A 21,107-nucleotide genomic window follows, 5' to 3' on the forward strand; every position below is an offset into this window, starting at 1 on the left:
CTGGGCGGACTGCCTTGTTCTGGAAATCCAAGGCGCTGCCGCGGATTGCGGTTTCGAGCCAGACAAAACGAGGGGGTGCGCTCGTCCCGAAATCCGATGACGCGAGATAATCCATGAGAATCAACAGCAGTCTTGCAACTTCCCATTGGCAGGAGCCCGAGCCGAATAATATGGCGCTCGCCCGCGATGAACAAGGCGCCGGCCCCGGTGGCTCACGCGTGAAACGCGCTATACCTCAAGACGACCCGACACCTGCGTCGCCAAAGAACGAGCCGCCCAGCAATGGCCCGGATGAGGTCCGATATGTGGGGGGCATTCGCGTCAGAACCGATTACACGTTGGAAGAGGTGCTGGGCACAGTTAAAGATGCGCTTAAACACCCTATTGGCGCTTTTGCCGCGAGTGTTAGCGACATGCACCACGTCATAACGCATGGCAGGAATATCACAGCGCAGGAAAGGAAAGAGATTGCGGAAGATACCGCTCAGATCGATTCCGTTCTGGTGGCTATTCGTGGGATGACGCCTGCCGGTGGCGTAATGAATGTCATCACTGTTTCCGCCGACGTGCTAAATGCCATGTCTAAAGACAAGCCATTGACGCTGGACCAGATGCACGATCTGGTCTTCAGTATTAACGATTTGCCTTCCGGAGATAGCGTCGCAATACCCGTCAGGCGAGGGGAAAGTGCGGCAGCGAATCCGCCATTGAGCCGTCTGGGTTTCAATCCTCCCAAGCGACTACGGGATGGCCGTAAAGGCTATACGCTAAGTCCAACCAAGCCCCCCAAATTACCTGGTGAGACCCCGGGGCCAAGCGGAAGTGGCCCCGGGGCGCGGCCAGGAAGTACTCCCCGGCCTGGTGCGCCGGAAGGCGGTACGGTCGAGGCGCGGCCCGGCCATAGCCAGGGGGCGCGGCCAAAAAGTACTCCGCGGCCTGATGCGCCGAGAGCCGGCGCAGCCGAGCTGCCGCCGGGCACCAGCCACGAAGGGCGGTCTTCCTCATCCATCAGATCAAAATTCCCGGGGGCGTTTTATAGCGCTGCCAACCGGGTCAGGAAAGGCGATATTGCGCCTCTTGAAGGGAAAGGCGCCATTTACCTCAAGACGACCGGTAAGACCAAAACGGGGTTCAGTTTTTATCGTTCCGATAAGGACGTGAAAATGTCCGAGCTCGCTAATTCGTCGACTATCACGCCCGCTGCGGAGCAAGGAGTTTTGCGAATGGGCAATGGGCAGGACGTCACTTCTCTTTCCCGAGTCTCAGGGAGTTATTTCGGTCGGTGGGGGCGGGATAATCGCAGTCTGAGTGAGAAGATCGATGTGATCGAACTCCAAAACGGTAACGAAGGCGTGGGTGCTGTCCGAGTATCCTTTGCAGATATACCGCTCAAGGGATCTGTTCTGGTGACAACAGGGGCGCTTAGTGGGTGTACTGCGATGTTCGCAGCGGACAACCAGAGTTTTTATGCTTATCATACCGGGACATCGACGCCGGCGGCTAACTGGAAAACCGCTCAGGAAGGCGTGAGTAGCCTGCGAGAGGCGCACGAACATTTAAAACCAGATGTCCAAAAAAAGACACTCGAGCAACCCGGCAATAACGATCTGATCGACATGGGGAATGATTATCCATTTTCCGTGATTGTCTATAGCGGAAAATACAATAAGGCGCGGCCGCAGGACGACACGCGTATTAACCGGCCGGAATGGGGGTGGTCGGACGGAACGCATGTTCAGAATTATTTTGAATCCGATCAAAAAATACCGTCGATAGGAACAGGCGTTGCGTTGATTCGAAAAGATGCGCGGGGACACGTTTCAGTCAGCGTGCTTTACGAGAAAGGCGCATTGAAAAGCGCAACGTCCAAGGGGAGCAGGGGCGATCCCCTCACGTACGACTATAAAGCTATGGAGACGGCAAAGTATAAGTTTGTTCCGCAAGGTAGCTGACGGGGCGAGCAAACGGTTTCGGGGACGAAGTCATACTGCCGGTAGCCGGGCCGAGCGCCTTCCGGACGTTATTCCGCAGCCGATACGGCAAGACCGCGATCGGCAAAAGCCAGACGGTCTGGGAATACGGTAGACTGATCCGGAATCACAAGGCGCTTAAGCCATCCACAGTGAAGGCGGGCGCCGCAGACTTCGCTGGAGCGCGTCGGACCTGTATATGGCGGTTTCGTCGCTCCCACACTCTCCTCAGCCGATCCCATGCGCCGTACGCCCTCGTCCGAACCTTCACCGATCTCGACCCAGCCGCGCAATGACTGGCAAACGATCCTGTCGCTGCTGCCCTACCTCGCCACCTATAAATGGCGGGTCGGGTTCGCCTTGAGCTGCCTGATCGGCGCGAAGGTCGCCAATCTCGGCGTACCGATTGTGATGAAACGGATCGTCGACAGCCTCGCTTCGGTGCAGCATCTCACCGCGCTCGGTCGCGCGCATGATTCGCCAGGTATCGTGCTGCTGGGCGGCGTGGGTTTGCTGGTGGTCGCCTATGCGATAGTGCGGCTGTCCACCTCCCTGTTTACCGAGCTGCGCGAGATCCTGTTTTCGAAGGTGACCGAAAGCGCGGTGCGCCAGCTCGCGCTGAAAGTGTTCCGCCATTTGCACGCGCTGTCACTGCGCTTCCATCTCGAACGGCAGACGGGCGGCATGTCGCGCGATATCGAACGCGGCACGCGCGGCATCACGCAACTGATTTCGTATTCGCTGTACAGCATCCTTCCGACACTGGTCGAAGTCGGCCTCGTGCTGGGATTTTTTGTCGTCAAGTACGAGGCGTATTACGCGATCGTCACGTTCATTGCGCTCGCCGTGTACATCACGTTCACCGTGAAAGTCACCGAGTGGCGCACGCATTTTCGCCGCACGATGAACGACCTCGATTCAAAGGCGAATTCGCGCGCAATCGATTCGCTGCTCAACTACGAGACCGTGAAGTACTTCGGCAACGAAGAGTGGGAAGCGCGCCGTTACGACGAAAATCTCAAACGCTATCGCACGGCCGCGATCAAATCGCAGCGTTCGCTGTCGGCGCTGAACTTTGGGCAGCAGGCGATCATCGGCACGGGTCTCGTGTTCATTCTGTGGCGCGCAACCGAAGGCGTGATGGCCGGGCGCCTCACGCTTGGCGATCTTGTGCTGATCAACACCTTCATGCTGCAGCTCTATATACCGCTGAATTTTCTCGGCGTCGTGTATCGCGAACTGAAGCAAAGCCTCACCGATATGGACCGCATGTTCACGCTGCTCGGCGCGGCCCAGGAAGTGCCCGATGTGCCGGACGCGCCCGCGCTGCGGGTGAGCGGTGCGCAGGTGCGCTTCGAGAGTGTGAACTTCTCGTATGAGCCGGCACGGCAGATTCTGCACGACGTGAGCTTCACGATACCGGCGGGCAGCACCACGGCGGTGGTCGGCCATAGCGGCTCGGGCAAATCGACCCTCGCGCGGCTGATATTCCGCTTCTATGACCTGGATCGCGCAACGGGCGGTGCGATCACCATCGACGGTCAGGATATTCGCGACGTCACGCAAGACTCGTTGCGTGCTTCGATCGGCATCGTGCCGCAGGATACCGTGCTGTTCAACGATTCGATCTACTACAACATTGCTTATGGCCGTCCGTCGGCCACGCGCGAGGAAGTGATTGCGGCGGCGCGCGCGGCGCATATTCACGACTTCATCGAAGGGCTGCCGAAGGGTTACGAGACCCCGGTCGGCGAGCGTGGCCTGAAGCTGTCCGGCGGTGAAAAACAACGCGTCGCGATTGCGCGGACCATCCTCAAGAATCCGCCGATCCTGCTGTTCGACGAAGCGACTTCGGCACTCGATTCGCGCTCGGAGCGCGCGATCCAGCATGAGCTCGATCAGATCGCCCGCGAGCGCACGACGCTGATCATCGCGCACCGGCTTTCGACAGTGGTGCACGCACAGCAGATCATCGTGATGGACAAGGGGCGCATCGTCGAGCGCGGGACGCATGCCGAGTTGCTGCGTGCCAACGGCCTCTTCGCGCAGATGTGGGCGTTGCAGCAGCAACGTGCAGCAGAGGCGTCGGAGTCGGCGGAAACGGTAACTGCGGGAGAGGGTGGGCGGTGAGCAAGCTTCGGCGGGGTGCAGCACGTTTGTTTACTGGATCGCGCGTGTAGTGTGCTCGCCGCTGGGCGCCTGGCATTCGGCGCCGACGTCCTGTCTTTGTTCGTTGCACGTTGAGCCGCGAGTTGTCTCACGGTGCCGCTCGGCAAGTTGTCGTGCTCAGCGCGCGTTCAGGCGCTGATCCAACGCCTGTAATTGCGCCGGCGTGCCAACGTTTTCCCACAGTCCCTCATACAACTCCCCGCTCGCGAGGCCACGCGCAATCGTCTCGCGGTAGTACGGCCTGAGCGCGCGCCGCGTGCCGCGCGGCAGATCGCGGAACATGCGTGTGTCGTACAGACCGATATTGCCGAACGTGAAGCGCGGTTGCGCCTCGAGCGACAGCGTTCCGTCGACCAGACCAAAGTCGCCGTTCGGATGAAACGCCGGGTTCGGCACCATCACCAGATGCATGCCGGGCCCGGTGAGCGACTTCAGTGCTTCGGCGCGCGTATTCAGCGTTGCGTAATCGAAATCCGCGTAGACGTCGCCACTGACCGCAACGAATACTTCGGGCGCGCCCTCGTCTTCGAGCAACGGCAGCGCCTGCACGATTCCGCCCGCCGTCTCCAGCGCTTCATGCTCGGCCGAGTAGCGCAGTTGCACGCCCCAGCGCGAACCGTCGCCGAGCGCGGCTTCAATCCGTTCGCCGAGCCACGCGTGGTTGATCACGATGGTTTGCAAGCCGGCCCGCGCGAGGCGTTCGATCTGCCACACGATCAACGGCTTGCCGCCCACTTCGAGCAAAGGCTTCGGGCACGTATCGGTCAACGGACGCATGCGTTCGCCGCGCCCGGCGGCGAAAATCATCGCTTTCTTCAGAGACATCGTCATGGGTCAGAACGTGTAGCCGACTTCATTCGCGCGGCCTTCGAGCTCGTCGAGCAGCTTTGCGAACGGACGCAGCGGCGCATAACGCTCGGCAACCTTGCGCGCATAACCGATGAAGCGCGGCAGATCCTTCATGTAGTGCGGTTTGCCGTCGCGGTAGTTGATCCGGCAGAACAGCCCCAGCACCTTGATGTGCCGTTGCAGCCCCATCCATTCGAGCTGGCGGTAGAACTCGCCGAAATCCGCATCGACCGGCAGGCCCGCTTTTTTCGCGCGTTCCCAGTAATACACGAAGCAATCCAGCTCAAACTCTTCGTCCCAGCTGAGAAAGGCATCGCGCAGCAACGAGGCGACGTCATACGTGATCGGGCCGGTCACCGCGTCCTGGAAGTCCAGCACGCCGGGATTCACGGGATTGGGGGCGGCCGCGACCATCAGATTGCGCGGCATGAAATCGCGCAGCATGAACACCTGCGGTTGCGCCCGGGCGCTCGCGATCAGCAGCGCGAAGGTGCGATCGAGCAGCCCGCGGGTCTTCTCGTCGACCTCGCGGCCCAGATGGCGGCCGATGAACCACTCCGGCATCAAGTCCATCTCGCGGCGCAGGAAGGCTTCGTCGAAGGGCGGCAGCACGCCTTCGCGCGACGTGAGCTGCCAGCGGATCAGCGCATCGAGCGCGTCGCGCATCAACGTGCGGGCAAGGCGCGGGTCGTCGGCGCTTTGCGCCCCGGTCAGCGCGCCGAGGTACGAATCGGTGCCCAGATCGGTGACGAGCATGAACCCGGCGTCGAAGTCGACCTCCAGCACGCGCGGCACATGCACGTTGGCGGCGTCGAGCAATTGCGCGATTTGCACAAATTCGCGGCACTTTTCGGGCGGCGGGGCATCGACGGCGATCAGGGTGCCGGCGCTTTCGCCTTCCGCCGCCTTACCGGCGAGCCGGAAATAGCGGCGAAAACTGGCGTCGGACGAAGCCGGCACAAGTGTGTCTAGCTCGAGCGCATAGCGCGCTGCGTGGGCATTCAGCCAGGCCTTGAGCAGTTCGAGGCGGGTATCTTTGGAGTCTTTTGAGAGGGGCAGCGTCATGAAAACCGGCGGCAAATTCTGAGGGGCAACGTCTTGCCATATAATACCCCACGACTTTTTTGACGCGACTCACGCCAGTTTTCGCGTGTTCCGCTTTACCGCCCGCCTCATCGTTCGACAGATTGTAAATATTGATGTGCAGCCGACTGTCACGGTCGGGATGTGCAGGCGGTGGATCGTGACTGCAGAAGCTGACGGACGGGCCGATTCGCCAAACGATACATGCCGCCTAGACAGCTTTCCCAAACGACTCCCTCTTGTGCCGTAGTGCCGCGCAAAAGGCGGCTCGTCGCGGCGTTGATCGCCGTTCCGGGCCTGATGCCCGCGCTTGCGCACGCCCAGCTGGTGGGGGATGCCGCGCAGCCGCAACCTATCGACGCGCCCTGGGGCATGCAGCTCGCCCCGCAGCTCGAAGAACATCCGTTGCAGTCAGGCCAGAAGCCGGCCACGTTCGTACTCGGCGACACGACGAACGGGACCACCGACCAGGATATGGCCGCGAAAGGCTCGGCCGAGGTGCGGCGCAATACCTTCGTGATCAAGGCCGACGCGCTGCACTACGATCAGGACACGGACATGGCCGACGCCTATGGCCGGGTTCACCTGAACAACAACGGCGCGACGTTCGCCGGGCCGGAAGCGCATATGCGGGTGGACTCGAGCGAGGGCTTCATGTCCGCGCCGAAGTATCACTTCAACGTGACGGGCGGCTCGGGCAGCGCGGAGCGCGTCGACCTGCTCGACAACGAGCGCTCGGTGTTCACGAAGGGTACGTACACGGCGTGCTCGTGTACCGACAACCCGGCCTGGTACATCAAGGGCAGCGAGTTCGATTTCGACACCGGCGCGGACGAAGGCGTTGCGTACAACAGCGTGCTGTTCTTCCAGGGCCTGCCGGTATTCGCTTCGCCGTGGCTGTCGTTCCCGCTGTCGGGCGATCGCCGCAGCGGCATTCTGCCGCCTACGTTCTCGCTGAGTTCGTCGAACGGCTTCGAACTGTCGGTGCCGTACTACTTCAATATCGCGCCGAATCGCGATCTGACGGTCACACCGCGTCTGATCTCGAAGCGCGGCGTGCAGTTGCAGTCGACCTTCCGTTATCTGTCGCCGACGTATTCGGGCTCGATCACCGGTGAATTCCTGCCGAATGACCACCTGACCCATACGAACCGTTACGCGCTGTACATCCAGCACAACCAGAACTTCGGCAACGGGTTCGGCGGTTACATCTACTACAACAAGGTTTCGGACAATACGTATCCGGAAGACCTGTCGTCGTCGGTCAATCAGTTCATGAACGGCACCCAGCTCCTGTATCAACAGGAAGCCGGGTTGACCTATAACAACGGCCCGTGGTCGGTGCTCGCCCGCGAGCAGCACTGGCAGACGCTGCAGCCTTCCACGGCGCCGTATGGCCGCGAGCCGCAGTTGAACGTGAAGTACGCGAAGTACAACGTCGGCGGTTTCGACTACGGCGCGGAAGCCGACTACACGAATTTCCGCATCACCACCGGGGACCTGACCCAAGGTCAGCGGGTGATGTTCAACCCGTACCTGTCGTATTCGGTGGTCGGGCCGGGCTATTTCGTCACGCCGAAGGTGCAGTGGCACTTTGCGTCGTACAACCTGAACAATATCAGCTCGGACGTACCGGTCGGCACGCCGAAGAGTTTCACCGAATCGATCCCGACGCTCAGCTTCGACACCGGGCTGATTTTCGACCGATCGGTGCGAATCTTCGGTGAGGATTACATCCAGACGCTGGAGCCGCGGCTTTACTACGTCTATACGCCGTACCGCAACCAGGAGTCCGCGCCGCTGTTCGACACGGCCGACTCCGACTTCGGACTGGCGGAAATCTTCACGCCGAACACGTTCGTCGGCAACGACCGGATTGCCGACGCGAACCGTCTGACCGCCGCGATCACCACGCGCTTCATCAACCCGGCCACGGGCGACGAACGCGCACGCTTCGTGATCGCGCAGCAGTACTACTTCCAGGATCAGCGCGTCACGCTGCTGCCTACGCAGACCAGCACGCAAGCTACGCATTCGGACCTGATCGTGGGCGCGTCGCTCAAGCTCGGCGCCGGTTTCGCGTCGGAAACGGCGTTCCAATATAATGCCGACAGCAACCAGTTGACGAAGACGAGCGTCGGCTTCGGGTTCAGTCCGGCCACCGGCAAGGTGATCAATGTCGCGTATCGCTATACCCGCGCGAACACCACGCTGGACAACCAGCCGATCAACCAGGTGCTGATTTCGGGGCAGTGGCCGCTGGCGCACCGAGTGTACGGGGTGGGCCGTTTCAATTACGACCTGGGCGGGCATCGGATCGTCGACGGTCTGGTCGGCCTGCAATACGACGCGGACTGCTGGACGCTCGGCGTCGGGCTTCAGCGCTACGCGAACGGTGTGAACACGTCGTCGCAGCAGCAGTCGAGCACGCGGTTTCTCGCGCAGTTGACGTTCAAGGGCTTGTCGAGCGTCGACAACGGGCTGATTTCCGCATTCCGCTCCAGCGTGGCCGGCTATACGCCATTGCCGCCGCCGCCGCCGCCGGAAGCGCGTTTCACCAATTACGAATGACGCTTGCCCGATCATTTATAGAATGCGAAAAGACGGGCCAGGCGCGCCCGACATCATTGGAGTATCTGTGGCAATCATGAAAAAGCTTCGCTTGGCAACGCTTGCGGCCGGTCTTGCCGCCGCGGCGTCTTTCCTGTCGGTCGCGCCGGTTCAGGCGCAGGCGCTGTCGTCCGCCCGTAGCGGCCAGACGGTCGACACCATCGCCGCAGTAGTCAACAACGGTGTCATCACGCGGCGCGAGCTCGACGAGCGCATCGGCCTGATCACCCACCGGCTGAACCAGCAGAACGCACCGGTCCCGCCGATGGACCAGTTGCGCCAGCAGGTGCTCAACCAGATGGTGCTGGAACGCATCCAGTTGCAGAAGGCGAAAGAAGACGGCATCAACATCGACGACGCCGCCGTGCAAAAAACCCTCGAGCGGCTCGCGCAGGCGAACAACATGTCGCTCGATATGTACCGCTCGCGTATCGAGGCGCAAGGCGTGCCCTGGACCACCTTCACGAGCGACGCGCGCACCGAGCTCACGCTCTCGCGTCTGCGTGAGAAGGAAGTGGACAGCAAGGTCACGGTGTCGGACGCCGAGGTCGCGAACTATATCGCCAGCCAGCGCGGCCCGAACTCCGGCCTGACGAGCGATCTGCATCTTCAGCACATCTTCGTGAAGGCGCCGCTGAACGCCTCGGAAACCGACATCGAAGCCGCGCAGCAAAAGGCTCAGGCCCTGCTGACCGAAGCCAAGGGCGGCGCCAACTTCGAAAAGCTGGCGAAGTCGAATTCGCAAGCGGCGGATGCGTCGAAAGGCGGCGATACGGGTTTCGTGCCGCCGTCCAAACTGCCGCCTGAATTCGTCAAGGCCGTCTCGACGCTGCGCCCGGGTCAGGTCAATCCGGATCTGATCCGCACCAACGACGGCTTCGAAATCGTGCGCCTCGTCGATCGTCGCGCCGGCCAGGGTACCAGCTCCGACGCACCGAAGCTTGTGCAGACACACGTTCGCCACATTCTGCTGCGCGTCGGCGACGGCATGTCCGAGCCGCAAGCGCGTCAAAAGCTGCTCGAAATCAAGAACCAGATCGCCGCGGGCGGCGACTTCGCGAAGTTCGCCCACACCTACTCGCAAGACGGTTCGTCGTCGCAAGGTGGCGACCTCGGCTGGATCAGCCCGGGCGAGACGGTGCCGGAATTCGAGCGCGCCATGAACAGCCTGCAGGACGGTCAGATCAGCGACCCGGTGCGCAGCGAATACGGCTATCACCTGATTCAGGTGCTGGGCCGCCGCGAATCGGAAGGCTCGGTTTCGCAGCAGATGGATCTGGCGCGTCAGGCAATCGGTCAGCGCAAGGCAGAGCAGGCCTACGCAGACTGGCTGCGCGAATTGCGCGACACCGCCTACGTGGAAGTGAAGCCGACTCTGTCGAGCACGCAATAACATCATGACATCCGCCGCGCAGTCCACCAGCCTTCCGTTGCAGATCGCGATCACGACCGGCGAGCCTGCCGGCGTCGGTCCCGAGCTGACCGCGCAGGCGCTGGCGGGCGCGGCGGCGCATTGGCCGGGCGCACAGTTCACCGTGCTGGGCGATGCGGATCTGCTGGCTGAACGCGCGCGTGCGGTCGGCGTCGATTGGGCTCTGCTGGTGGCGGGCGGCAAGCGTGTGCGGGTGCAGCATCGGCGGCTCGGCGCGCCCTCGCTGGCCGGCAAGCTTGACGCCGCCAACGGCCGCTACGTGCTCGATCTGCTCGACAGCGCGATCGACGGCGCCGTGGCCGGCACGTTCGACGCGATCGTCACCGCGCCGCTGCAAAAAAGCACCATCAACGACGCCGGTGTGCCGTTCACCGGCCACACGGAATATCTGGCCGAGCGCACGCACACGCCGCGCGTGGTGATGATGCTGGCCGGCACCGGCAAGCGCCCGTTGCGCGTCGCGCTCGCTACCACGCATCTGCCGCTCAAAGACGTCTCCGCCGCGCTGACGATCGAAGGTATCGTCGAGACGTTGCGCATCATCGATCACGATCTGCGCCACCACTTTGGTTTGCCCGCGCCGCGCATCCTCGTGACGGGTTTGAATCCGCATGCGGGTGAAAACGGTTATCTGGGCCGCGAGGAAATCGAGGTGATTGCTCCCGCACTGAAGCTTGCGAACGAGCAAGGCATCGACGCGCCTGGCCCCTATCCGGCGGACACATTGTTCCAGCCGCGTTATCTGGAACAGGCCGACTGCGTGCTGGCGATGTTCCACGATCAGGGTCTGCCGGTGTTGAAGTACGCAACGTTTGGCGAAGGCATCAACATCACGCTCGGCTTGCCGATCATCCGCACCTCGGTCGATCACGGCACCGCGCTCGATCTGGCCGGTACCGGCCGTGCCGACGCGGGAAGTCTGATCGCCGCGATCGATACGGCGGTTTCAATGGCGCAGCACCGCCGCGCGGGCTGATCCAGCAGTCGGGAGGCGGGCGCGTACGCGCTTTTTGCTGCTTGCCGTTATGCGTTCGTTGCGCGTGTTCCTGGTTTGCTCCCAGGTTGCTCCTATTCTTAAGCAGTTCTCTTTCAAAGCGTTTCTTCGATGTCCACCAGCAGACAGCAACAGGGCCGGCACCAGGGCCATATCGCGCGCAAGCGTTTCGGGCAGAATTTTCTGGTCGATATGGGCGTGATCGATTCGATCGTCGACGTGATCCGGCCGCAGCGCGGCGAGCGCATGGTCGAGATCGGGCCAGGGCTTGGCGCGCTCACCGAACCGCTGATCGAGCGTCTGGCGACGCCCGAAGCGCCGTTGCACGCGGTTGAACTGGATCGCGATCTGATTGGCCGTCTCAAGACAAAATTCGGCGACCTGCTCGAGCTGCATGCGGGCGATGCGCTCGCGTTCGACTTCGGCACGCTGGCGGCACCGGGTGAGAAAGCCTCGCTGCGCATTGTCGGCAATCTGCCGTACAACATTTCGAGCCCGCTGCTGTTTCACCTGACCACGTTCGCGCATCGCGTGATCGACCAGCATTTCATGCTGCAGAACGAAGTGGTCGATCGCATGGTGGCGGAGCCGGGCACCAAGGCGTTCAGCCGCCTGTCGGTGATGCTGCAATACCGCTACGTGATCGACAAGCAACTCGACGTGCCGCCCGAAGCATTCAATCCGCCGCCGAAGGTCGATTCGGCGATCGTGCGGATGATCCCGTACGAGCTGCATGAATTGCCGGCTGTGGACGAGCGCGTGCTCGGCGAGGTGGTCACGGCGGCCTTCTCGCAACGGCGCAAGATGCTGCGCAATACGTTAGCTGCGTTCCGCGACGCGGTGGATTTCGAGGCGCTGGGCTTCGATCTGCAACGCCGCGCCGAAGATGTGCCGGTGGCCGAATATGTGCGTGTGGCGCAGATCGTGGCGGCTTCGCCGACGCGTGGCGCGGCAGCCGCCGGGACCGCCGACGCCTGAGTTGCACCGCGCGGTCTTAAAGACAGCGCGCTGTGTCCTGCAGCGCGTCTGAAAACACCCCGCTCCTTAAGAAGCAGCCCGGCGTTTCGCCGGCGCATTGACCAGCGCAATGCCGGTCAGCACCAGCGCCGCTGCCATCAGAAAGCGCAGGTTGAACGATTCGCCGAGCAACAAGACGCCGAAGGTCACGCCGAACAACGGCGTCAGGAACGAGAACACCGACAGGCGCGACGCGATGTAACGCGTCAACAGCCAGAACCACACCAGATAGCTGACGAACGCCACGATCACCGCCTGATACGCGAGGCTCATCACCGCGAGTGGCGTGACGATGTCCACGCGCGCCTGGCCGAGCCCCAGCGCGAGGGCGAGCAGGACCACCGCCGACACGGTCAATTGATAGAACAGCGTCTTGCTGGCGCTCGACTGGGCGAGGCGCGTGGCACGCACCACCACCGTGGTCGCCGCCCACGCGATGCCGGCCAGCACGCCGAGCGCGTCGCCGGCGACGCCCTTCAGGGTCGAGCCCTGCGCCCCATGACCATGCAGGAAGCCGTCCGCGAACGCCAGCGCCATACCCGCAAACGCCACCAGGATGCCGAGCCATTGAATGCGCCGCAACCGCTCGCCGTCGACGAACCAGTGCAGCCCGAGCGCCGTAAAGCACGGCGCGGTGTACAGAAAGACCGCCATACGCGAGGCGCTGGTCAGCGTCAGGCCGAGGAAAATGCACACAAATTCCCCCGCGAACAGCACGCCCGCGAGCAAGCCGGCGCCTAACGTGCCGTCGTCGCGAAAGAGCGGGGTGCCGCGCGAGCGCGCCCAGCCCCAAACCAGCACGGCCGCGATCGCCGAGCGCAAGCCTGCCTGGAAGACCGGTGGGAGTGCCGCGTTGGTGCTCTTGATCGCGACTTGCTGCAGTCCCCAGATCGCGCACAAGCCGATCATCAGGAGGATGGCGAAGCTATCCGGGGTGCGGCGCGCGGGCAGGGCGGTGGTGCTCATGGGTTTCATGGAGTGGCGATGACAGGTCATACGATATCAAAACCGTCCGCTCCGCCATTCGATGACCCCACCGCCTACGCGTGCTTCTTACAAGCTGCAAGCCCTTAGATGACAGAACAACACTTAAGTCAGTCTATTTTCTAACTGCCCCGGTTTCGCGCTAAGGTTCACTCACGCGCATTTCGTCAGCTTATTCAACGAACCTGTATGGGCCGTCATGCCAGGTTCCCCGCCGGACCCGGCTCCCTGCCTGTCGATTTGCGTGGCCGCCAATGCGCAATGTGCCGGTACTTTGCGTCAGGCGTGGCGGTGTCGAATATCCGTGAAAAGCGGAAACCTGTATGAGGAGACGAAATGAAGAACGTAAGCAGGTGGGCCATGGCCGCCTTGCCCGCAGCGCTGGCATGCCAGATGGCCCATGCGCAATCGAGCGTGACGCTCTACGGCGTAATCGACGAGAGTGTGCGGTATCTGACCCACGCAAACAAGGCGGGCGATTCGTCGATTGGGCTCGGTAACGGCGGCATGACGGAGAGCCGCTGGGGTATAAGGGGCGTCGAGGATCTGGGCGGCGGCTGGTCAACGTTCTTCAAACTCGAAAACCGGTTCTACATGAATACCGGCCAAAGCGATCCCACCTTGCCGTTCTTCAATGAAGCGCAAGTAGGCGTGCGCTCGGATTCCTATGGCCAGGTGATCTTTGGCCGTCAGTACAACGTGATGATCGAGGGCATTACTATCGGTGGCTACGGCAGCAATATCTGGATTCCGTACGATTTCAGCTTCCAGCCGGAAGTGACAATGACGGGCGGTATCTGGACCAGCAACCAGGTGCAGTATCAGGCGAAATATAACGGTTTCCATTTAGCCGCCGGTTATGCATTTGGCGGCAACGCGGGCAACTCGTACGGCAGCCAGGTCGGCGTGGCTGCCGCTTACGCGCCGGGCGGCCCGTTCACCTTCGGCGGCGCGTATCAGGAGTCGAAAGATTCGGTCAATGGCGCAGCCGCGAAAGCGTGGACCTTCGGCGGGTCATACACCTGGAATTTCACGCGGTTCTCGGTCGGCTATATCGTCGATCAGAACGACGCCGGCTTTTCGAATTTCGCCAACGGGCCGTTCACCGCGCCCGCATTGGCCGCGCTCAAGTACACCGACTTTTCGCGGCGTCGCATGATCATGGGCGGCATCATGCAGCAGGTCGGCACCACGTGGCACTTCGCGGCGAACGTCTGGCGCACGCTGCAGGACGGCAAGACCGCCGCGCAGGACGGTTCGGCATGGCAATACCAACTGGTCGCCGACTACAACCTGTCGAGGCGTACCGATATCTATCTGGAAGGCGATTACGCGCTATACCGGGGCGATCTGATCGGCGCGCAATTGCAGGGTGTCAACGGGATCGGGCTTGCGCAGAAGGGTAGCCAGATCGGCCTGATGGCCGGCGTGCGGCATCAATTCTGAGCTGGGCACTTACCAGCTCCACCGCGCACCCAGATTGCCTTCCACCGTGCTGCGGTGTTCGCCGTTCACGTTCATGGTGTAACTCGCCGTGGCGAACACGCTGCCGCGAGCACTCAAATGCGCGACCATGCCGATGCCGAACTGGGCGGCCGTGGCGGCGACATCGGTAGGAATCACGGTCGTGCCGGCGAAGGTCGCGCTATCGGTACCATTGAAATAGCGCCACAGATTCGCGCGCAGATACGGTTGCCACTGCGCGCCCGCACCTTCGAAGCTGCCTTGCAGGCGGACGCCGAGCCGGCCCACCAGGCTGTTTGCCGCGTGAAACGATACGGTCGAAATGCCGTCGTTGAGATCGTTGATCGATGCGTGCTGCCAGATCAGTTGTGCTTGTGGTTCGAGACTGAGATCGGCGCGCAGTGGAATCGGTAAGCCGGCTTCCAGCGAAGTTGTCACTGCATGCCCATGTGTGGTCGCGCCGACGCCCTGATTCGACGATGGATCGAGCGTGAGCGAACTGCCCATCGCGACCGCATCGGTGTACCAGCCGCCCGGACCGATGTGCGTCCAATAAAGGCCCGCGCTGTATGCATTGATCGACAGCCGCCCGGCCGACAGATCGGGAAATCCGAGCGCGAACCCGTTCACGTCGCCTTGGGCGCGGGCAAAGCCGATGAAAAAACCATAGTGATTGCGATGGCCGTTTGCGCTGCGATCCGCGTAGATATCGTGACCCACTTGCACGCCTCCCATCGTGCCGCTGAATTCGGGGTTGGCGGCGCCGCCATTGCTTTGTGAAGCGTGCTCGCCCCAGACACGCGCCCATGCGGCGGCTAGCGGGCCGCTTTCGTTCAGCAGTCCCTGCTCGCCCTGGCGGTCATGAAAGGTGCCGATTTGCGCGATACCCAGTTCGCGCGCGAGAACCGGGACCTCGGCATAGACGGGCACCTCCATCCGGTAGAGCGGCGTCGCGGCGGCGCCTGCGGGTGGCGGCGCAGGCAGGGGCGGTGTGCCGGGCGCCGCGATCGGCACGGCTGCGGGGTCTGGGGTTGGAGTTGGAGTTGGAGTTGGAGTTGGAGTCGGAGTCGGAGTCGGAGTCGGCGTCGGCACGGCAGCCAGACTCGAGCGCAAATACCAGTTATCCGCCGTTCCCGCGCTCACGCCGCCCTTGAACAGGTAATACGTGTAGGCGCCCACGGACAGCGGTTTCGGCAGCGTGAATGCAGTCGCCGTCGTCGTCGCCCCGTTGCTTGCCTGCACCACGAGTATGCCGTCCGTGAGCGTGACACCCCCGGAGCCGCCGACGTTGGTGACGCCGAGCAAAGTATTGCCGGCGCCGACGCCTTGCGCGATCACCAGCTTGTCGCTCGGGGAACCGTCTCCGCCGAGCACCGTCTGCAACAGCAAGCGACCGTTGAGCCCGGTGTAGTTGCCATCGATCACCAGCGTATTGTGTGTCGCTGTCGCACCGTTGGTCAGATCGATGGTGCCTGCATTATTGACGTTCACGCGCTGACCCGCCACCGCCGGAGCGATTGTCGCCGTGCCGCCAAAGCCGCCCGCATACACCGTGCTGCTCGCATCGATATTCAGCGCGCCGGTCAGCGTGCCGCTGTCGCCGAGCACGAGGCCGTTGGCGTCGAGCGTCAACTGGCTGCCATTGGTGACGTTGACGGTCTCCCAGTTGACGAAGCGACCGAGGCCGCTCGCCGACGTGTGGTTGAAGTTGAGTACATCGTTGCCGGTGCCGCCGTCGAAGCTCGGCACGCCGGCGAGATTGGCGTCGGTGAGGCCGGCGAGGTTGGCCGTGTCGTCGCCTGCGCCGAGCCACACGAAGCCGGTGACGGTGCCGCCGCTCCAGTTGAACGTGTCGTTGCCGCTGTCGGTCCAGATCGCGCGGCCGTTACCGCCGGCGATGGTGCCGGTGTTGTTGATGACGGTGTCGAACGTGCCGATCACACTGATCGCCTGGCTGCCCGCGGCGGTGATCGCCCCGCTGTTGGTGATGGTCGCCGCGCCGCCGGTCAGGGCGATCGCGTTGATCGCGCCTGCAATCGTGCCGGCGTTGTTGAACGTGCCGCCGCCGTTTGCCACGATCGAGTTGGCTTGCTGGCTGACGATACTTGCGCCCGCCAGATTGTCTAGCGTGATCTTGCCAGCGAGGAACGCGCCGAGACCGTTTGGGCCATGCGCGATGATCGAGCCGGTATTCGTCACGACGCCGGGTGCCGTATCCAATGAAACCAGGCCGTGGCCATATGCACCGTAGACGTCGATGGTGCCGTGGTTTGTCAGCACGTTGCCGCCGGTGCCGCCGACGGCGTTGCCATTGGCTACCATGCCGTACGAACTGGTGCCCGTCGTGGTGATAGAGCCGTTGTTGACGAGCGTATCGTTGTTCGTCAACGCGGCCATGCCGTGAGACCCGTCGCCGCTCGTAGACAGCGTGCCGTTGTTGGTCAGCGTGCCGCCACCGGGGCTCGCGAAGTCGTGCATCGCGACTGAGTTGTTACCGGTGGTGCGGATCACGCCAGCGGCGTCGTTGAGCATGGTCACCGCGGCAGAGCTATTGAACATGCCTTCCGATTCGACGCCGCTCGTGACGATCGTGCCGCGATTGATCAGGACGTCATGGCCGGCACCGCCGTTGGCGCCTTGTGCCGAGATGGCGTCGAAGGTGTCGCCGGCGCCGTGCAAGGTGCCGAGATTGGTGACGGTGCTGCCGTCGCGCACGAGAACGACGTTATTGCCGGTGACGTCGAGTTCGGCGCCTGCTTGCACGTTAACCGTGACGTTGGCGCTGCCGGCAACCGCGGCGACCGGCGCAGTGGACGGACTGGGGGCGCTGCTGCTGCAGGTGACGGTCTGGCCGCTAAGCGGTGCGGTGTTGTCACAGGCGGCGAACGCAGACTCGCATGGCAGAAGGAGCGCTATTCCGAGCGCGGACGAAAGAGCTTCGTACAGACGCAAACGAACAGGCACATGCCGCGAGCATGCACGACGCATACAGTGTCCCTCAGTAGAACAGGCCTGGTCAGTTCCTGTGGAGTTCGCTATGTGTGCTGCGCCGTCTCTAGGGATACCGCGGCTGGACGGTGTGCAAGAGAATGTACTGTCTGACGAATTTAGTCAACGACTCGGAAGACGCAGGAGGCAGGCGACGCGCCGCATCAAATCGTGCGCGGGAAGTAGCGCTGCGCGGGACAAACGCCGCACAGCGCTCAGGGTAATGCCAATCAAAAACCACCTGCAAACCATGCCGGCACGCAGCCGCAAGTCTTACCCAGGCGTGCCTTCCATGCGCAGCTTCGAGCGTTGTGGATCGATCAAGGCGAAACCCGCTGCGCCGACGATCAACAGCAGCGTGCCGGTCACAGCGAAGCCGATTTCATAGCCACCCACGTCGCCTGTTGCGCCAAGCAGCTTGCCCATCGCGACGGGTCCGATCAGACCGGCGGTCGTGACGATCGAGTTGGTGACCGCGAGCAGGGCCCCGCGCCGCGCCGCCGGCGCGACTTCGGCGACCAGCATCGGACCGAAGGTGAAAGTCTGGATCGCCAACGCGCTGGCGAGCCCCATCAGGGCGATCTTGACGAACGGCGGCATGCCCAACAACAGTGAGCAGTACGCAAACCCGCTCACCACGCATGCCGCGCTGATCAGTCTGCCGCGCGCTACCTTGGACGGCACGCCGCGCTTGAGCATGCGATGCGAAACCATCGCGAGCGCGATGCCGAGCGGGATTTGCGCCGCGACTTGCAGCGCGAACAGCCAACCGGCCTGGGTCGCGGCAAAACCGAGGCCGAGCCTGAAATACGCGGGCACCCAGGTGAAGCCGATCGCGATCACCGCATAGCCGACAAAGCATTGCAGCATCACGCCGATGACCGTGCGATCGCTCAGCATGCGCCGAAAGCGCAGCGACGCTGCACGCGGACCGGCCGCCGCGACGGCAAACGCAGGTGATGGGTTGTGCTGACGATTGCCCGTCTTGCCCAGGCACAGCCACAAGACAGTCCAGCCGATGCCGACCGCGCCGAGCGTGAGAAACGTCGCGTGCCAGTGCCATTGCTGCGAGATATAGGTGAGCAACGGTCCCGCGATGATCACGCCGGCCGTCCCCCCTTGTTGAACGATGGCGGTGGGAAGATTACGCTCGTGGTCATCGAACCAGGTGTAAACCACATGCAGCGCCAGTGGCGAGGCCGGCCCTTCACCCGCTCCAAGCAGGACCCGGCATAACAGCAACACGGCAAAGCTGGTCGGCCATGCGAGCGGCAACTGGGCGATCGCCCAGATCAGCGCAAGCGCGGCGAGCAGCCATTTCATATTGACGCGGTCGGCGATCAGGCCGACGGCAATGCCCGAGATCGAGAACAACACAAAAAACGCGCTGCCGACAAGGCCGAACTGACCGTGCGTCAATTGCATGTCATGCATCAGCGGGATCGCGACCAGACCGAGCACGGCCTTGTCGGCGAAGTTGATCAGCATGAACAGGAACAGCGAGGCAACAACGATCCAGCGGCGGCCCTGCGCAGCCTCGCGCGCGTGGGCGGTCTGGATCGACGCCGTGTCGGCGGCAAGCGCCGTGCAGCGCTCCGTGCTGCTGAGGATGGTGGGCAAAGCGTGTCTCCAATTCTGGCGCGGGGCGCTGGGTTTTCGCCCATTTGAGGTGGTATAAGTGAATTGTTCAAGTGCATTCTCTTTATCGGGAGCCTGCAAACTATGCATGAGGTCAATTCCCGCCGTCTTACCCATCTGATCGCGCTCGCCGAGGAAGGCAGTTTTGCACGCGCCGCGGAGCGGGTTCATCTGAGCCAGCCGGCGTTGAGCCGCAGCATTCAGGCGTTGGAAGAGGAAGTCGGCATGAAGCTGTTCGACCGCGCCGCACGCGGTGTCGCGATGACGGCGGCCGGGCGGTTGCTGGTGGAGCGCGCCCGGCGCGTGCTGTTCGAAACGCGCTGCCTGTTCCGCGACGTCGAATTGCTGAAGGCCCACGAACTCGGCGAGGTGCGCATCGGCCTCGGGCCCTATGCGGCCGTCGTGCTGTTGCCGGACCTGCTGGTGGAGTTCGCGCGACGCTTTCCGAAGATCAAGGTGTCGATCGAGCTCGGTGAAGGCGATGCGCTGCTCGGCAAGCTGCGCGCCGAACAGATCGACTTTCTCGTCACCGACCGCCGCGTGCCGCCCGTGACGCCCGACGTCACGATGCAGCGCCTGCCGCGTCACGAGGGCGGCTGGTTCGCGCGGCCGGACCATCCCCTGTTTGCGCGCGACACGGTGCCGCTCGCGGCGTTGCGCGAGTTTCCGCTGGTCTCCGTGACCTTGCCCGCATTCATGAAGGACGCCCTGCATCGCCTGCTCAAGTACCGCGCCCACGAGCAGATTCCGTTGCAGATCGAATGCAACGACGTGGCCGTGCTGAAGGACGTCGTTGCGCGGACCGATGCCGTTCTGTTCGCCACGGCGTCCGCGGTGCGGCGCGATCTCGAGATGCGGCGCCTCGCGCGCATCCCGCTCGCCAATCCGCCGCGTCTCGCGCTGGAATTCGCGCTGGTGTATCTGGCCGAGCGCACGCTTTCGCCCGCCGCGTATTCCGCCTTGGGACTCGCCGAACAGCTGATGGAAGACGCCAACCGTGCCGCTCAGGGCCTGCTGCACCTGGACGCACTGGCGACATGAATGGGCCGCTGAACGGCGGCCGGAGGATCGCATGACCGGCCCCCGTGATTACCCTGGATGCGGTTGACACAGCGGTCCCAATCGCGGACGATTCGGAATCCAGATTCCGGTTTGCCGTGAGTCTTTCTTTTCTCAAAGCAGCGAACCGAGGCAGAACACCGCATGACGACGACTTCACCACGCAGCCGCGAAACGCAGCCCAGCAGCATCGCGGCGCCGCGTCAGACCCGCAGCCAGCAGGGGCTCGTGCGCATGCTGCAAGCCGGGCGCGAGCTGATCGAAGCGAGCGGCAATCTCGACGATCTGTCGATCAACGACATCGTCGAGCGCGCGGGTACGTCGATCGGCGCGTTCTATCGGCGCTTTGACAACAAGGACAGCTTCTTCGAAGTCGTCCAGGAAGCGGCGATGCAAGAGGGGCTCGAGCATGTGCGCGAGACCGTCGAGCGTGACCCGGCCTGGCGTTCGAACGACGCGGGCACGCTTGCCGATGCAGTCATTTCGTTTTACGTCGTGACGTTCCGGCGCAATCGCGGGCTGTATCACGCGTCCTTGCTACAGGCATCGCAGCGCAAAGCCAGCTGGGACGCCGTGAAGTCGACCAATCATGAGGTGCTGGCCATGATCGTGCCGCGTCTTGTCAGCGCGTTGGCACTGTCGCGCGGCATCAAGGCCGGTCACGACGCTACTCAGGCGCTCGAATTTGAAGTGCACGCCACTTTGCAACTGATTCTCGGTATGCTGGTCAACAGCGTGCTGAACGACCCCGGTCCTTTGTCGCTCTCCAGCAGGCAACTGCGTTCGTGGCTGCAAATCCGGCTGCGACGTTGTCTCGGTTTGCCGGACCGCTGATTTTTTTATCCAAAAA

General features: G+C 62.7%; 14 protein-coding genes. 9 read left to right on the top strand and 5 right to left on the bottom strand.

Annotated features, from left to right (window positions below; all coding sequences use genetic code 11):
- The first annotated feature begins 113 nt into the window (after nucleotides 1-113).
- Nucleotides 114-1,952, top strand: a complete 1,839-nt coding sequence (locus tag KHO23_RS01375; RefSeq protein WP_211608943.1) for a cytotoxic necrotizing factor Rho-activating domain-containing protein — start codon at nucleotides 114-116, stop codon at nucleotides 1,950-1,952.
- 258 nt (nucleotides 1,953-2,210) lie between these two features.
- Nucleotides 2,211-4,100 carry an ABCB family ABC transporter ATP-binding protein/permease gene (locus KHO23_RS01380; protein ID WP_211608953.1) on the top strand — a complete coding sequence of 630 codons (1,890 nt, stop codon included), beginning with the start codon at nucleotides 2,211-2,213 and terminating at the stop codon, nucleotides 4,098-4,100.
- A gap of 156 nt (nucleotides 4,101-4,256) precedes the next feature.
- On the opposite strand, the gene murU is transcribed toward KHO23_RS01380, so the two are convergent.
- The gene (gene murU / locus KHO23_RS01385) at nucleotides 4,257-4,970 is read right to left on the bottom strand and encodes an N-acetylmuramate alpha-1-phosphate uridylyltransferase MurU (RefSeq protein WP_211608960.1); all 714 of its coding nucleotides are present in this window, start codon (nucleotides 4,968-4,970) and stop codon (nucleotides 4,257-4,259) included.
- 3 nt (nucleotides 4,971-4,973) lie between these two features.
- Entirely contained in the window at nucleotides 4,974-6,053 is a 1,080-nt protein-coding gene (locus KHO23_RS01390; RefSeq protein WP_211608974.1) for an aminoglycoside phosphotransferase family protein, read from the bottom strand.
- A 222-nt stretch (nucleotides 6,054-6,275) separates the two neighbouring features.
- Between KHO23_RS01390 and KHO23_RS01395 the strand changes: the two genes are divergently transcribed.
- From KHO23_RS01395 to rsmA, 4 genes are all read left to right on the top strand, one after another.
- Nucleotides 6,276-8,642, top strand: a complete 2,367-nt coding sequence (locus KHO23_RS01395) for an LPS-assembly protein LptD (RefSeq protein WP_211608975.1) — start codon at nucleotides 6,276-6,278, stop codon at nucleotides 8,640-8,642.
- A gap of 67 nt (nucleotides 8,643-8,709) precedes the next feature.
- The gene (locus KHO23_RS01400) at nucleotides 8,710-10,074 is read left to right on the top strand and encodes a peptidylprolyl isomerase (protein ID WP_211608976.1); all 1,365 of its coding nucleotides are present in this window, start codon (nucleotides 8,710-8,712) and stop codon (nucleotides 10,072-10,074) included.
- A gap of 4 nt (nucleotides 10,075-10,078) precedes the next feature.
- Nucleotides 10,079-11,089 carry a 4-hydroxythreonine-4-phosphate dehydrogenase PdxA gene (gene pdxA, locus KHO23_RS01405; RefSeq protein WP_211608977.1) on the top strand — a complete coding sequence of 337 codons (1,011 nt, stop codon included), beginning with the start codon at nucleotides 10,079-10,081 and terminating at the stop codon, nucleotides 11,087-11,089.
- Between the two features lie 129 nt (nucleotides 11,090-11,218).
- The gene (gene rsmA, locus KHO23_RS01410) at nucleotides 11,219-12,085 is read left to right on the top strand and encodes a 16S rRNA (adenine(1518)-N(6)/adenine(1519)-N(6))-dimethyltransferase RsmA (RefSeq protein WP_211608978.1); all 867 of its coding nucleotides are present in this window, start codon (nucleotides 11,219-11,221) and stop codon (nucleotides 12,083-12,085) included.
- A gap of 66 nt (nucleotides 12,086-12,151) precedes the next feature.
- Here rsmA and KHO23_RS01415 read toward each other — a convergent pair whose 3' ends face one another.
- A complete protein-coding gene (locus KHO23_RS01415) occupies nucleotides 12,152-13,090 on the bottom strand; it encodes a DMT family transporter (protein ID WP_211608979.1) in 939 nt (312 codons plus the stop codon).
- A gap of 354 nt (nucleotides 13,091-13,444) precedes the next feature.
- On the opposite strand from KHO23_RS01415, the gene KHO23_RS01420 reads away from it, so the two are divergent.
- Entirely contained in the window at nucleotides 13,445-14,554 is a 1,110-nt protein-coding gene (locus KHO23_RS01420; protein WP_211608980.1) for a porin, read from the top strand.
- Nucleotides 14,555-14,563: 9 nt separating this feature from the next.
- On the opposite strand, the gene KHO23_RS01425 is transcribed toward KHO23_RS01420, so the two are convergent.
- On the bottom strand, nucleotides 14,564-17,560 hold the full coding sequence (locus tag KHO23_RS01425; protein WP_211608981.1) for an autotransporter family protein: 2,997 nt from the start codon (nucleotides 17,558-17,560) through the stop codon (nucleotides 14,564-14,566).
- A 273-nt stretch (nucleotides 17,561-17,833) separates the two neighbouring features.
- A complete protein-coding gene (locus tag KHO23_RS01430) occupies nucleotides 17,834-19,180 on the bottom strand; it encodes an MFS transporter (RefSeq protein ID WP_211608982.1) in 1,347 nt (448 codons plus the stop codon).
- A gap of 102 nt (nucleotides 19,181-19,282) precedes the next feature.
- Here KHO23_RS01430 and KHO23_RS01435 point away from each other — a divergent pair, with 102 nt between their 5' ends.
- Together KHO23_RS01435 and KHO23_RS01440 are read left to right on the top strand one after the other, a co-directional pair.
- Entirely contained in the window at nucleotides 19,283-20,239 is a 957-nt protein-coding gene (locus tag KHO23_RS01435) for a LysR family transcriptional regulator (protein WP_211608983.1), read from the top strand.
- Between the two features lie 162 nt (nucleotides 20,240-20,401).
- Nucleotides 20,402-21,091 carry a TetR/AcrR family transcriptional regulator gene (locus KHO23_RS01440; RefSeq protein WP_211608984.1) on the top strand — a complete coding sequence of 230 codons (690 nt, stop codon included), beginning with the start codon at nucleotides 20,402-20,404 and terminating at the stop codon, nucleotides 21,089-21,091.
- Nucleotides 21,092-21,107 lie beyond the last annotated feature (16 nt).

It is taken from the genome of Paraburkholderia haematera, from assembly GCF_905220975.1.
Taxonomy (GTDB): domain Bacteria; phylum Pseudomonadota; class Gammaproteobacteria; order Burkholderiales; family Burkholderiaceae; genus Paraburkholderia; species Paraburkholderia haematera.